The organism is Microbacterium sp. Mcb102 (assembly GCF_024519805.1).
Lineage (GTDB): Bacteria > Actinomycetota > Actinomycetes > Actinomycetales > Microbacteriaceae > Microbacterium.
In genome coordinates this window covers 103,801-115,843 of record NZ_JALJRG010000001.1, presented here as the reverse complement: position 1 = coordinate 115,843, position 12,043 = coordinate 103,801, and the positions used below count along the sequence as shown (strand labels likewise).

Here is a 12,043-nt window from a genome sequence, read left to right as displayed (position 1 = left end):
CCACCGGGAACCGAAAGGCAGCACCGATGAACCTGAACGACAGGACGGGCTTCGGCTCCGTCGACACCTACACGCGACTGGCGCCGAGTGTCGAGAGGGACTGGATCGAGCAGTTCGTGCTCGAGCAGCGTCTCCTCGGCGTTCCGGGATCGCGGATCGGGGATTCCCTCGTGGTCGTGGAGAGTCATGTGTCCGAGTCGGGCGAGAGCGCCCTTGCCGCATTCGGCGAACCCCGTGCGTACGCCGCCGAGGACGCCCCGGAGCAGCCTCAGCAGTCACCTCAACGAATCGATCGCGAATGGGGCATCGCTCTCGTTCTGGGCCTCTTCGGCATGCTGCTCACCACCTTCAGCGCGCAGGCGGCATTCGCGGGCGAATACGCTCTTGCCGTGACCGTCGGGCACCTCGTCGTGCTCGCGATCGCCTCGGGGGCGCTCGCGCTGCTCCTCTTCGCGTCGCACGTGCCTCTGCAGCTGATCGCTCAGCATCCGGTACGCAGCTGGGTCGGCTGGATGGCGCTGCTCATCGTGATGGTCGGCGCACTTCTCCTGCTGCCTCAGCAGATCGGAGAGGTGAGCATCTGGGTCGCCTCGGCCATCGGCGTGGTCCTCCTCGCCGCCGGTTTCCTCCTGCAGATGCGCGCCTACCTCGGCGGTCGGGTGCAGGACGATCCCATCGTCGGGCCGGGCGAGCAGCCGGAGAGCGCCAGCGCAGGCCTGGTGACCGTCTTCGTCCTCCCGCTTGCGACCGTGGTCATGATCGGCTTCTCCTGGCTGCTCCAGCAGATTCCCGGGATGTTCTGACGAGCTCCCGGCCGCACGCGAAGGGCCTCGGACTGGGTATTCTGCCCGTGCGGGGCCCTTCCTCGGCTCCGACAGCAGCTGCCTTGATCAGAACTCTGGAGACGAGCGTGACGGAGACGTACCCGATCCAAGCCGAGCTCGCATCGACACTCGGCGCAGAGCGCGCAGAGCGACTGCTGACGAAGCTCGACGACTACTCGAATCAGCCGAACGCGGTGAAAGGTGCGGCGAAGAGGCCGAGCGCCCCCGAGATCGAAGCGGCCGCGCATGCGGCGTTCGCGGCAGCGACCCCGGAGGAAGCCGACTTCGAGCTCGACTCGATCGGCATCTGGGGACTTCTGACGCTCGCCGCCCGAGCCGACGTGACGATCCTCGACCGTCTTCCCGCATCGCGGGCGGATAACCCGAAGGTGGCCTCGATCCGGCGTGGGACCACGAAGTATCGGAAGGGTCTGACAGACGCCGAGGCCCGACAGCCTGGTGCCGACTCCGCGGAATAGACAGGGTCTGAGAGGTCCCCGGACCTACGATCCCCGCTCAGTTGTTGAAGCGGAACTCCACGACGTCGCCGTCCTGCATGACGTAGTCCTTGCCCTCGAGGCGAGCCTTGCCCTTGGCGCGAGCCTCGACGACGGAGCCCGTCTCGACCAGGTCCTCGAACGACACGATCTCGGCCTTGATGAAGCCCTTCTCGAAGTCGGTGTGGATCACACCGGCCGCCTGCGGGGCCTTCGACCCCTTGGGGATCGTCCACGCGCGAGCTTCCTTCGGACCAGCCGTGAGGTAGGTCTGCAGCCCGAGGGTGTCGAAGCCGATGCGGGCGAGCTGGTCGAGCCCCGACTCGTCCTGGCCGGTCGACGCGAGCAGCTCGGCGGCGTCCTCCGGGTCGAGGTCGATGAGCTCGGACTCGATCTTCGCGTCGAGGAAGATGGCCTTGGCGGGCGCAACGAGGGCGGCGAGCTCCGCCTTGCGGGCGTCGTTCGTCAGCACGGCCTCATCGACGTTGAAGACGAAGATGACAGGCTTCGCGGTCAGGAGGCCCAACTCGCGGATCGGTGTCAGGTCGATGCCCGCGACCGACAGCAGCACGCCACGCTCCAGGGCATCCTTCGCCGCGTTCGCGGTCTCGAGAACGACGGGCTCGATCTTCTTGCCGCGGACTTCCTTCTCGTACCGGGTGATCGCCTTGTCGACCGTCTCGAGGTCGGCGAGCATGAGCTCGGCGTTGATCGTCTCCATGTCGGAGGCGGGGTTCACCGTGCCGTCGACGTGCACGACGTCGTCGTCCGAGAAGCCGCGCACGACCTGAGCGATGGCGTCGGCCTCACGGATGTTCGCGAGGAACTTGTTGCCGAGCCCCTCACCCTCGCTCGCGCCGCGCACGATGCCGGCGATGTCGACGAAGGACACCGCCGCGGGGAGGATCCGCTCGCTGCCGAAGATCTCCGCGAGCTTGTCGAGGCGCGGGTCGGGCAGGTTCACCACGCCGACGTTGGGCTCGATCGTCGCGAACGGATAGTTCGCCGCGAGCACGTCGTTCTTGGTGAGTGCGTTGAAGAGGGTGGACTTGCCGACGTTGGGCAGGCCGACGATGCCGATAGTGAGAGCCACGGGGCACGAGTCTACCTGGCCCCACCCCCATCGCCCTGCGGAAGGCCGCTCCTCAGTCGCGGACGGCGCGGTAGGCCCGTGTCACGTACGGAAGGTCGATGGTCGTGTCGCCGTGCAGATCGAGCTCGTCGAACAGCGCGTCGAGGTCGTGCCGGATCCGAGCCTTCTCATCCTCGGAGGCGGTGATGATGTAGCTGCGCGACGCCGCCATGCGGTGCAGCAGGTCGCGCGTGATGGGGCGGACCCACTCCCAGCGCTCCTGCTCGAGGCCGCCGAACGGCGCGGCGACGACCGGATCCCCCTCGGCGAGCATGTTCTCGGCGTGGCTGCCGTGCATGATCTCGGTCAACCGGCGCACCCAGTCGACCCGATCGTCGCGGATGTTCCAGATGAGACCGAGCACTCCCCCGCTGCGTACGACCCGACCGATCTCGGCGGATCCGGCGACGGGATCGACCCAGTGCCAGGCCTGCCCCAGGACGACCGCGTCGACGCTGGCATCGGGAAGGGGCAGCCGCTCTGCCGACCCCACGAAGGTCGGTACGCCCGGCACGGCACCGCGCAGCGTCGCGAGCATCTCGGAATCCGGATCGATCGCGACGACCTCGGCATCCGGCGCGTGCGCCAGTACCCGGGTGAGCTTTCCCGTCCCGGCACCGACATCGGCGATGCGGCGGGTTCCGTGCGGCATCCGCTCGAGCATCCACGCCACCGCATCGAAGGGGTATTCGGGTCGTCCGACCTCGTAGTCCGCGGCCTGTGCTCCGAACGACGTCGCCATGTCCTCAGCCATGCGGCCAGCCTACGGCGAGTCTCCCGCCTGGTCGCCGACCTCGGGGTGAGAGTGGAGACGTGCCACTGGACTTCACTGCGATCGACTTCGAGACCGCGAACTCCAGCCCCGCCTCCGCCTGTTCCGTCGGACTGGTCCGTGTGCGCGGCGGCGAGGTCGTCGCCACCACCGGATGGTTGATCCAACCGCCGCCCGGTCACGACGAGTTCCAGGAGTGGAATGTGCGGATCCATGGCATCCAACCGGAGGATGTGCTGTCGGCTGCTACGTGGGTCGACCAGTTCGATCGACTCTGCGCCTTCGCGGGGGCCGACGTGCTCGTCGCCCACAACGCCGGCTTCGACCTCAACGTGCTGCGCCGCGCCTCGGAGGCCACAGGCCAGCTCTGCCCGCCGTACCGCTCGCTCTGCAGCTTGCAGGTCGCGCGGAAGACGTATGCGCTCGACTCCTATCGCCTGCCCGTCGCCGCAGCCGCCGCCGGGTTCGAGGAGTTCGCGCACCACGATGCCCTCGCCGATGCTCGTGCCTGCGCGCAGATCGTGATCGATGCGGCCGCCAGGGCGGGTGCCGCCGACGTGTTCGCGCTCGCCGACGCGCTGAGCCTGCGCGTCACCGCACCCGTCGCGCCTGCTCTGGAGCGCGCCGTCGCCTGAGCCGACACACCGCTCCCGTGCGCGGCGACCTCGTAATGTCCGATGCCGGCCGCATCATGAACACATGGATGCTCTGGCTGTGGTTCTCCTCCTCGTCGCCCTCGCGGTGGGTGTCGCTGTGGGCTGGTTCCTGCACGCAGGACGTGGGGCCGCTGATCTCGCGCGCGCTCAGGCCGAGCTGGCCGCCGCGCGCGACGACCGCGACCGCCAGTACGACCTCTACCGCGATGCCGTCGAGCACTCACGGAACGAGCAGCGAGCCGAGGCGCAGCGCGTGCAGCAGCAGAACGCGGTGCTGACGGCGCTGGCTCCGGTGCGGGAGAGCCTGCAGCAGATGCAGACCAAGGTCACCGCGATCGAACGCGAGCGCCACGCCCAGTTCGGCACGCTGGAGGAGCAGCTGCGACGCGCGCAGGAGTCCGACGAGGCGCTGCGGGCGACGACGGAGTCCCTCGCCGGAGCGCTGCGCTCGACAGCCACTCGCGGAGTGTGGGGCGAGACGCAGCTACGCCGTGTGGTGGAAGCGGCGGGGCTCACGCGTCACATCGACTTCGATCTGCAGGCGACGATCTCTTCCGACCGGGGCCAGGGTCGGCCCGACATGGTCATCCGTCTCGCCGGCGGCAGCTCCATCGCGGTCGACGCCAAGGTGCCGCTCGACGCGTACCTCGAGGCTTCGGCGCTGTCGGCGGGTGACGCCCAGGAGCCGCAGCGGCGCGCCCTCATGCAGAAGCACGTGAAAGCTGTCCGCGCGCACATCGATGCCCTGGCCAAAAAGGCGTACTGGGCAGGACTCGACGCGAGTCCTGAGTTCGTGATCTGCTTCCTGCCGAGCGAGTCGCTGCTCGCCGCGGCCATCGACGAAGACCCGACACTGCTCGACTATGCGTTCAGCCGACGAGTGGCGCTCGCGTCTCCCGTGAACCTCTGGGCCGTCCTGAAGACCGTGGCATTCACATGGACGCAGCAGGAGGTGTCGACCGAGGCACGTACGCTGCTCACTCTCGGCACGCAGCTCTACGACCGGTTGGGCACTCTCGCCGGGCATGCCGACGATCTGCGCCGCGCCCTGGAGCGCACGGTTGACAGCTACAACCGCTTCGCCGGCTCGCTCGAGACGCGCGTGCTCGTGACGGCGCGGCAGTTCCCCGGCGTCGACGCCGCGGCTCTCGCATCCGTTCCGGCGGTGACGGAGGGCACGGGACGACGGTTCACCGCTCCCGAGCTGATCGCCGCAGACGAGCACGGGGACGAACCCGTCGCCGAAATGCCAGGAGCCACGGATCACATCGGAGCGGCATCAGTGCGCGCGGACGTGGGCGAGGTACGGGTTCGTCTCGACGAGATCTAGGGGCCACCGACGCTGTGCACCGCCGTCACGCCTGCACTGCGGCCTACGGCGTAGCGCGCGGACGAACTGTCGAGCAGCGCCTCAGGCGATACCGGGTACGCCGCTGAGCAGCAGGATCACAAGGCCACTGGTGGCGAGGAAAGCTCCGATCATCCACCAGGCGCTGATCTCATGGCCCTCGTCGCGGCGGACGCGGAACAGCACGTCAGCGCGGCGAGCCGGATCGGCGACCGCCGCCGGTGGGGTGGTGACGGACGGGGTGGCTGCGACGCCCGGCTCGGCGTCGGCGCTCACTCGGAGAATTCGCCCGGTGTTCGTCGTGATGATCTTCGTCGCGGCGGCATTCGAGCCGCTCGTGTGCTGCGTTGTCATCCGTTCGCCCTCCTGTGCCTGCGGTGCCTGACGGCTCCGTCCACGGCGACAAACCCAGTGACAATTGTGACACGGCGCTCCGGAAAGCGTGGCTCACGCCACCCCAGCCCTATACCGGCTCGATAACGATGCCGTCGTCGTCGGCCGGGAGAACGCGCCCTCAGAGGGGCCTGTGAATCAGAGCCACTTCGAGACGAGGTGCTCCGAGGCGATGCGCCGGAGGGTCCCGGAAGCACCGCGGAGCACGACGCTCTCCGTGTACACATAGCCCCGCTCGCGGCGGACGCCGGCAACGAGCTGGCCGTCGGTCACGCCCGTCGCGACGAAGATCGTGTTGTTGCCCTGCACCAGGTCGTCGGCCTCGTAGACCCTGTCCATGTCGAGCCCGGCGTCGATCCCGCGCTGACGCTCGTCGTCGTCACGCGGCCACAGGCGCCCCTGGATGTGTCCGCCGAGCGCCTTGATGGCGCATGCCGTGACGATGCCCTCGGGGCTGCCTCCGACGCCGACGCACATGTCGGTGCGCGCATCATGCCGGGCGGCGTTGATCCCACCCGCGACGTCACCGTCGCTCATCAGTCGGGTGCCGGCGCCCGCATCGCGGATCTCCTGGATGAGTTGCTCATGACGCGGACGGTTCAGTACCGACACGACGATCTCGTCGACGGGCTTGTCGAGCGCACCGGCGAGCTTGCGGATGTTCTCGCCGATGGGGAGCCGGATGTCGACGACACCGACGCCTGCGGGTCCCGTGACGAGCTTGTCCATGTAGAAGACGGTGGAGGCATCCAGCATCGTGCCCCGGTCGGACACCGCGATCACGGACAGCGCGTTCTGCCGACCCGCTGCGGTGAGGGAGGTTCCGTCGATGGGATCGACTGCGATGTCACACAGCGGTCCGCGCCCGGTGCCGACGACCTCGCCGTTGAACAGCATGGGTGCGTTGTCCTTCTCGCCCTCGCCGATCACGACGCGGCCTTGGAAGTCGACGGTGCCCAGGAACGCGCGCATCGCGTCGACGGCCGCCCCGTCGGCGGCCTCCTTCGCGCCTCGACCGATGAAAGGGACCGCGCGGATGGCCGCAGCCTCCGTCGCTCGCACCAACTCCATCGCGAGGTTACGGTCGGGACGAAGAGGGCTCAGATCCGCAGTCAGACTCACCATGCGGTCAGCCTAGCTATCGAAGCGAGCGAACAGCCCGGTTTTCCGCCTCTATCCCGCGAAGGAATCGCGATTCTTAACGCCTGGGCACGAGCGACCGTGCGAGCGGTGCGGCCGACCTTCGATACGACTCCGGTGGCCCCGATAGAGTGGCACCTGTCCCGGCTTCCCTTATCGCAGGAGTTCTCATGCCCGTCGCCACCCCGGATCAGTACGCCGAAATGCTCGACCGCGCGAAGGCCGGCGGCTTCGCGTATCCCGCATTCAACGTCTCGAGCTCGCAGACGATCAACTCCGTCCTCCAGGGGCTGACCGAGGCCGGCTCCGACGGCATCATCCAGGTCACCACGGGCGGAGCCGACTACTTCGCCGGCCACACCGTCAAGGCACGCGCCACCGGCGCTCTGGCCTTCGCCCGCTTCGCCACCGAGGTCGCCAAGAACTATCCGATCACCGTCGCGCTGCACACCGACCACTGCCCGAAGGACGCCCTCGCCGGCTTCGTCGAGCCGCTGATCGCAGCCTCCGAGGACGAGGTCAAGGCCGGCCGCAACCCGATCTTCCAGTCCCACATGTGGGACGGCTCGGCGGTTCCCCTCGCGGAGAACATCGAGATCGCGAAGGACCTTCTGCCCCGCATGAAGAACATCAACGCCATCCTCGAGGTCGAGATCGGCGTCGTCGGCGGCGAAGAGGACGGCGTGCAGCACGAGGGCTCGAACGACGCCCTCTACACGACGTTCGCGGACGTCGACCAGGCCGTGCAGGCCCTCGGTCTCGGCGAGCAGGGCCGCTACATCGCCGCCCTCACGTTCGGCAACGTGCACGGCGTGTACAAGCCGGGAGGCGTCAAGCTGCGCCCGGAACTCCTCGGCGAGATCCAGGCCGAGGTCGCAGCAAAGTACAACACGGGCGCCAAGCCGCTCGATCTCGTCTTCCACGGTGGCTCCGGCTCGACCGACGAGGAGATCGCCCTCGCGGTCGCGAACGGCGTCATCAAGATGAACATCGACACCGACACGCAGTACGCCTACACGCGTGCGATCGCCGACTACATGTTCAAGAACTACGACGGCGTGCTGAAGGTCGACGGCGAGGTCGGCAACAAGAAGCAGTACGACCCCCGCGCCTGGGGCAAGATCGCCGAGTCGGCGATGGCCGCCCGCGTGGTCGAATCGACCCGTCAGCTCGGTTCGTACGGCCAGTCGAAGAGCTGATCCGTCGCGACTTCGATGAGAGATGCCCCAGCCGGTCGGCTGGGGCATCTCTCATTTCGCAGCGTGGCGCGGTCGGCCAGCCGGGCAGCCGTCAGCCTCGGCCGCGGCGGATCCGGACGATCGAGATCGCTGCATCGATCAACGCATCGATCACGAGCAGCAACCCGAGGGTCCTGCCCGCTCCCCGCACGCGAGACGTGACCCACGCTCCCGCGGCGAACTCCCCGAACGACAGGGCGAGGCCCACCACGGGACGGCGGCGGAGAGCCTCGCCGAGCCGCGCGAGCGGGCGTTCCCGACGGGTGAGAGGCGTGAATTCCCCGACCCCGGCGATCGCCGTCTCCCGCACCGCGGTCCACCACCCCACCGGCAGGAACCGCCGTTGCGGCCGTGCGGTCGCCCCGCCGAACGCGGCGTCGATCAAGTCCGGCGCGACGCCGAAGGCGGCCAGGAAGGCTCGCTCGCGGGACTCGGCACCGATCACACCACCCAATGCCTCGGGAATCAGTGCGCGGTGGGCGGCATCCACATCGAGCCTGACGGCGGCGGCCAGCTCCAGGAGCTCATCGCGGCTCCCGTCACCCTCGGTGAGCAGTCGACGGTAGATCTCCGCAGTCTCGGGAACACGGATGGCGTCGATGTCGAGCACGGGCAGGGTGTCGCGTTCCGCATCCGTCCAGAACGGCACCGGACCGCCGTTGCCCGCGGTCACCTCGAACCACACGTCGGCGTCCGCGCGATTCAGCTCGATCACGGGCACCTCCGCCCTGGAGGTCGACCAATCACCGGTCGGCTCCGCGGTCTCGAACTGCTGAAGCGACCAGTCGCCGGACTCCCGGTGATCGACGGGCATTCTGCGCGCCGTCGCCAGGATCCTCGCGATGCCGGGGCCGCGGTGCGAGAACGCGGAGACCCTCACCGCCGAAGCCGCGAACAGTGCGGAATCGATCGAGGCATCCTCCGACTCGTCGGCGCCCACCTCGGCCGAATCGTCGATGAGCTCGTCGACCAGTTCCTCCACCGGATCGAAGCCGTACGCCTCGTCCTCATCCACGTCCGCGTCCACGTCCAGCCAGAGCGTCAGGCCCTCCGCCTCGAAGGCTGACTTCAGCTCGCTCGTCGACAGGGTCGACTCGACCGTGTCCTCCTCGCTGAGCGTCAGGACGTGGCCGTCGTCCGTCACCGGGATCGCGAGCACGGCCTCCTCCCGGTCATCCCACGCGGCTGTCGCATCGCGCATACCGGCGGGAACACGCAACAGGGAGAGGATGTCTCGGGCCGATGGCCGAGGGTCGGAGCCGTCGCCACGATCCACGGAGGCGTAGGAGAGCTGGATGCCGAAGCTGTTCTGAAGCATCCTTCGACAGTACGTGCTCCCGCGGCTACTGCCCGACGGTCGCGAGGTAGGCCACGAAAGCCGGGTCGTTCATCATCGGCACCGAGATGCAGATCGTCACGACGATCATCGTCGCCAGCGCACCCGCGATCGGCACCCACCAGCTGATCCGTCGACGCCGCAGACGTCGGATCGACAGCGCCGCCGTGATCGACCATCCGACGGCGAGCACGATGGCCGCGATCGTCCCCCAGATCCGCCCCTGGGCGAAGTTCGTGAACTCCCCCTCGATGCCGAGGACCTTCATCGTCTCGTTCATCACGGTGGGCAGATCGAGATACGACAACCCGGTGATGATGATGTTCACCAGGCCGTAGGCAAGCAGCGCGATGGTCACGAAGCGGTCGACCGGGTGCGGACGTGCCGCCGGGGCGCTCGCGCTCGGATCGGGCACCGTCGGGCCTGCGGCCGGCGGTGCCGGCGGGGCGACGACGACCTCGTCGAGGGGCGGCAAGCCGGCGGCTCGCCGCTGCTCCTCGGGCGTGGCGAGTTCGCCGTACTGCGGGCGCTGATCGGTCATCCCGCCATGCTAACCGTCCCGACCCTGGGCGATTCACAGCGAGGGCGCGTGAAAACGATAGCGGCCCCGGAGAAGTGGGGACTTCGCGGGGCCGCGGACGTGAAGCGCTGGGGACGCTTCTCATCCAATTTGATCACCGGCGCTGGGGACGCCTGTGGTGATCAGTAGCGCTGATGCATGCCGCTACTCACCTGATCATAGGAAAACGTGTGCCCGAGCACCAGGGGTCAGACTTCAGATAGTGAACTCCGCGCCGTCGGAACCCGCGTCGAGGTTGTCGGCGCCGAGTTGCAGCGAGAGCCGTCTGGCCGTTCGCTGCAGCGTCGCCACCAGCTCGCTGTCCACCACTGCGCGGTCGGCCGGCAACGAGATCGCGAGCGACGCGGTGACGCCGGGGGCGATGACCGGCACCGCCACACAGGTCGCGCCGATCACATACTCCTCATGATCCACCGCCCATCCGGGCGAGTGCTCCAGCTGGGTCAGCAGTGTCGTGCGGTCGCTGATCGTGCGCGGCGTGAGCTCCTCCAGGCGATGTCGGGAGAGATAGTCCAGTCGCTCATCATCGGGCAGGTCCGCCAGGATCTGCTTCCCCAAAGCCGTCGCGTGCGCGCTCGACTGCAGTCCGACCCACAGCTCCACCCTCGGGTTGCGCACCGCGTCGACGATGTCGACCAGGTGCATCTCTCCATCAGCGAACCGGGAGAGGTACGCGGTCGCCCCCACATCCTCCGTCACGTCCCGGAGGGCGGCTCGGACTCGAGCCAGGAAGACGCCCCGCGAGTCGATCTGCTGCTGGAACGAGGGGAACCGGGTCCCGAGCACCAATCCGTCGGGTTCGGAGCTCAGATACCCCTCATGGACGAGGGTGCGCACGAGATTGTATGTCGTGCCCGGCGTCAATCCCGTGATCGCCGCCAGCATCTTGGTCGGAAGCGGCCGAGGCGAGTTGGCGACGATGTCGACCAGTCGCAGCGCGCGCTGTACCGACCCGATGAGGGTCGGCTCCGCTTCCGCGGCGCTCAACGCTACGCGCCTCCTCCAGTGGCGCGACCGCCGAGTGCACGATCGTCACGCTGACCGGAAGCATCGTGTCGAAGCTCCTTGGGCAGGGAGAACATGAGGTCCTCCTCCGCGGTCTTGACCTCTTCGACATCACGGTATCCGGCGTCGCCGATCGCATCCAGTACCTCGCGCACCAGCACCTCGGGCACGGATGCACCACTCGTGACGCCGACGGTCTCGACGCCGTCGAGCCACTCCTGCTGGATCTCCTCCGCATAGTCGACGCGGTAGGCGGCCTTCGCGCCGTACTCGAGCGCGACCTCGACGAGGCGCACGCTGTTGGAGGAGTTCGACGAGCCGACGACGATCACGAGGTCGGCACCGGCCGCGACCTTCTTGATCGCGACCTGCCGGTTCTGCGTGGCGTAGCAGATGTCATCGGAAGGCGGATTGTGCAGCTCGGGGAAGCGCGTGCGCAGCCGGTTCACCGTCTCCATCGTCTCGTCGACCGAGAGCGTGGTCTGCGAGAGCCAGACGACCTTGTTGGGGTCCTTCACGACGACGGTGTCTGCCTCTTCCGGGGAGTTCACGACCGTGACGTGCTCCGGGGCCTCGCCTGCCGTCCCCTCGACCTCTTCATGACCCTCGTGACCGATGAGCAGGATCTCGAAGTCGTCGCGGGCGAAGCGCACGGCCTCGCGGTGAACCTTGGTGACCAGAGGGCAGGTCGCATCGATCGCGTGCAATCCACGATCGGATGCGGCGTTGACGACCGCCGGGGAGACGCCGTGCGCGCTGAAGACGACGTGCGCGCCCTCGGGGACCTCGTCGACCTCTTCGACGAAGATCGCGCCCTTCTCCTCGAGCTCGGTCACGACATGGATGTTGTGCACGATCTGCTTGCGCACATAGACCGGGGCGCCGTAGCGTTCGAGCGCCTTCTCGACGGCGACGACGGCGCGGTCGACGCCGGCGCAGTATCCGCGCGGCGCGGCGAGCAGGACCCGCTTGCGTCCGGCCACCGGGTTATCCTGAAGCCGTCCGGCCGCCGCACGAACACGTGGGAGACGGGGGACGGGGAGATGCACGGCAGTCGAAGTCACCCTTGGATTCTACCGCCGCGCGGCTGTGCGGGGCCGGAGAGACCAGGGTCAGGAACGG

Annotated in this window: 13 protein-coding genes; 5 read left to right on the top strand and 8 right to left on the bottom strand. The window is 68.1% G+C overall.

Features of this window, described 5'->3' with window-relative positions:
• The first annotated feature begins 26 nt into the window (after nucleotides 1–26).
• The gene (locus tag OC372_RS00565; RefSeq protein WP_262000625.1) at nucleotides 27–803 is read left to right on the top strand and encodes a hypothetical protein; all 777 of its coding nucleotides are present in this window, start codon (nucleotides 27–29) and stop codon (nucleotides 801–803) included.
• Between the two features lie 107 nt (nucleotides 804–910).
• Nucleotides 911–1,303, top strand: a complete 393-nt coding sequence (locus OC372_RS00560; protein WP_262000624.1) for a hypothetical protein — start codon at nucleotides 911–913, stop codon at nucleotides 1,301–1,303.
• Nucleotides 1,304–1,340: 37 nt separating this feature from the next.
• Here the strand turns inward: OC372_RS00560 and ychF are convergent, their stop codons facing one another.
• Nucleotides 1,341–2,414 (bottom strand): redox-regulated ATPase YchF, encoded by a 1,074-nt coding sequence (gene ychF, locus OC372_RS00555; protein WP_105709560.1) that lies wholly within the window; start codon nucleotides 2,412–2,414, stop codon nucleotides 1,341–1,343.
• Between the two features lie 52 nt (nucleotides 2,415–2,466).
• Nucleotides 2,467–3,207 (bottom strand): class I SAM-dependent methyltransferase, encoded by a 741-nt coding sequence (locus tag OC372_RS00550; protein ID WP_262000623.1) that lies wholly within the window; start codon nucleotides 3,205–3,207, stop codon nucleotides 2,467–2,469.
• 59 nt (nucleotides 3,208–3,266) lie between these two features.
• On the opposite strand from OC372_RS00550, the gene OC372_RS00545 reads away from it, so the two are divergent.
• Complete coding sequence (locus OC372_RS00545) at nucleotides 3,267–3,860, top strand: exonuclease domain-containing protein (protein ID WP_262000622.1); 594 nt, start codon at nucleotides 3,267–3,269, stop codon at nucleotides 3,858–3,860.
• Nucleotides 3,861–3,924: 64 nt separating this feature from the next.
• On the top strand, nucleotides 3,925–5,211 hold the full coding sequence (locus tag OC372_RS00540; RefSeq protein WP_262000621.1) for a DNA recombination protein RmuC: 1,287 nt from the start codon (nucleotides 3,925–3,927) through the stop codon (nucleotides 5,209–5,211).
• A gap of 81 nt (nucleotides 5,212–5,292) precedes the next feature.
• On the opposite strand, the gene OC372_RS00535 is transcribed toward OC372_RS00540, so the two are convergent.
• Together OC372_RS00535 and glpX are read right to left on the bottom strand one after the other, a co-directional pair.
• The gene (locus tag OC372_RS00535) at nucleotides 5,293–5,583 is read right to left on the bottom strand and encodes a hypothetical protein (RefSeq protein ID WP_262000620.1); all 291 of its coding nucleotides are present in this window, start codon (nucleotides 5,581–5,583) and stop codon (nucleotides 5,293–5,295) included.
• A gap of 177 nt (nucleotides 5,584–5,760) precedes the next feature.
• Nucleotides 5,761–6,747, bottom strand: coding sequence for a class II fructose-bisphosphatase (glpX, locus tag OC372_RS00530; RefSeq protein WP_029262953.1), 987 nt, complete (start codon nucleotides 6,745–6,747; stop codon nucleotides 5,761–5,763).
• A gap of 185 nt (nucleotides 6,748–6,932) precedes the next feature.
• Here glpX and fbaA point away from each other — a divergent pair, with 185 nt between their 5' ends.
• Entirely contained in the window at nucleotides 6,933–7,961 is a 1,029-nt protein-coding gene (fbaA, locus tag OC372_RS00525) for a class II fructose-bisphosphate aldolase (RefSeq protein WP_029262954.1), read from the top strand.
• Nucleotides 7,962–8,052: 91 nt separating this feature from the next.
• Here fbaA and OC372_RS00520 read toward each other — a convergent pair whose 3' ends face one another.
• From OC372_RS00520 to OC372_RS00505, 4 genes are all read right to left on the bottom strand, one after another.
• A complete protein-coding gene (locus OC372_RS00520) occupies nucleotides 8,053–9,318 on the bottom strand; it encodes a hypothetical protein (RefSeq protein WP_029262955.1) in 1,266 nt (421 codons plus the stop codon).
• Between the two features lie 25 nt (nucleotides 9,319–9,343).
• Nucleotides 9,344–9,877 carry a DUF6264 family protein gene (locus OC372_RS00515; protein ID WP_262000619.1) on the bottom strand — a complete coding sequence of 178 codons (534 nt, stop codon included), beginning with the start codon at nucleotides 9,875–9,877 and terminating at the stop codon, nucleotides 9,344–9,346.
• 234 nt (nucleotides 9,878–10,111) lie between these two features.
• The gene (locus OC372_RS00510; RefSeq protein ID WP_029262957.1) at nucleotides 10,112–10,903 is read right to left on the bottom strand and encodes an IclR family transcriptional regulator; all 792 of its coding nucleotides are present in this window, start codon (nucleotides 10,901–10,903) and stop codon (nucleotides 10,112–10,114) included.
• Nucleotides 10,904–10,905: 2 nt separating this feature from the next.
• Entirely contained in the window at nucleotides 10,906–11,985 is a 1,080-nt protein-coding gene (locus OC372_RS00505) for a 4-hydroxy-3-methylbut-2-enyl diphosphate reductase (RefSeq protein WP_181156177.1), read from the bottom strand.
• Nucleotides 11,986–12,043: the final 58 nt, after the last annotated feature.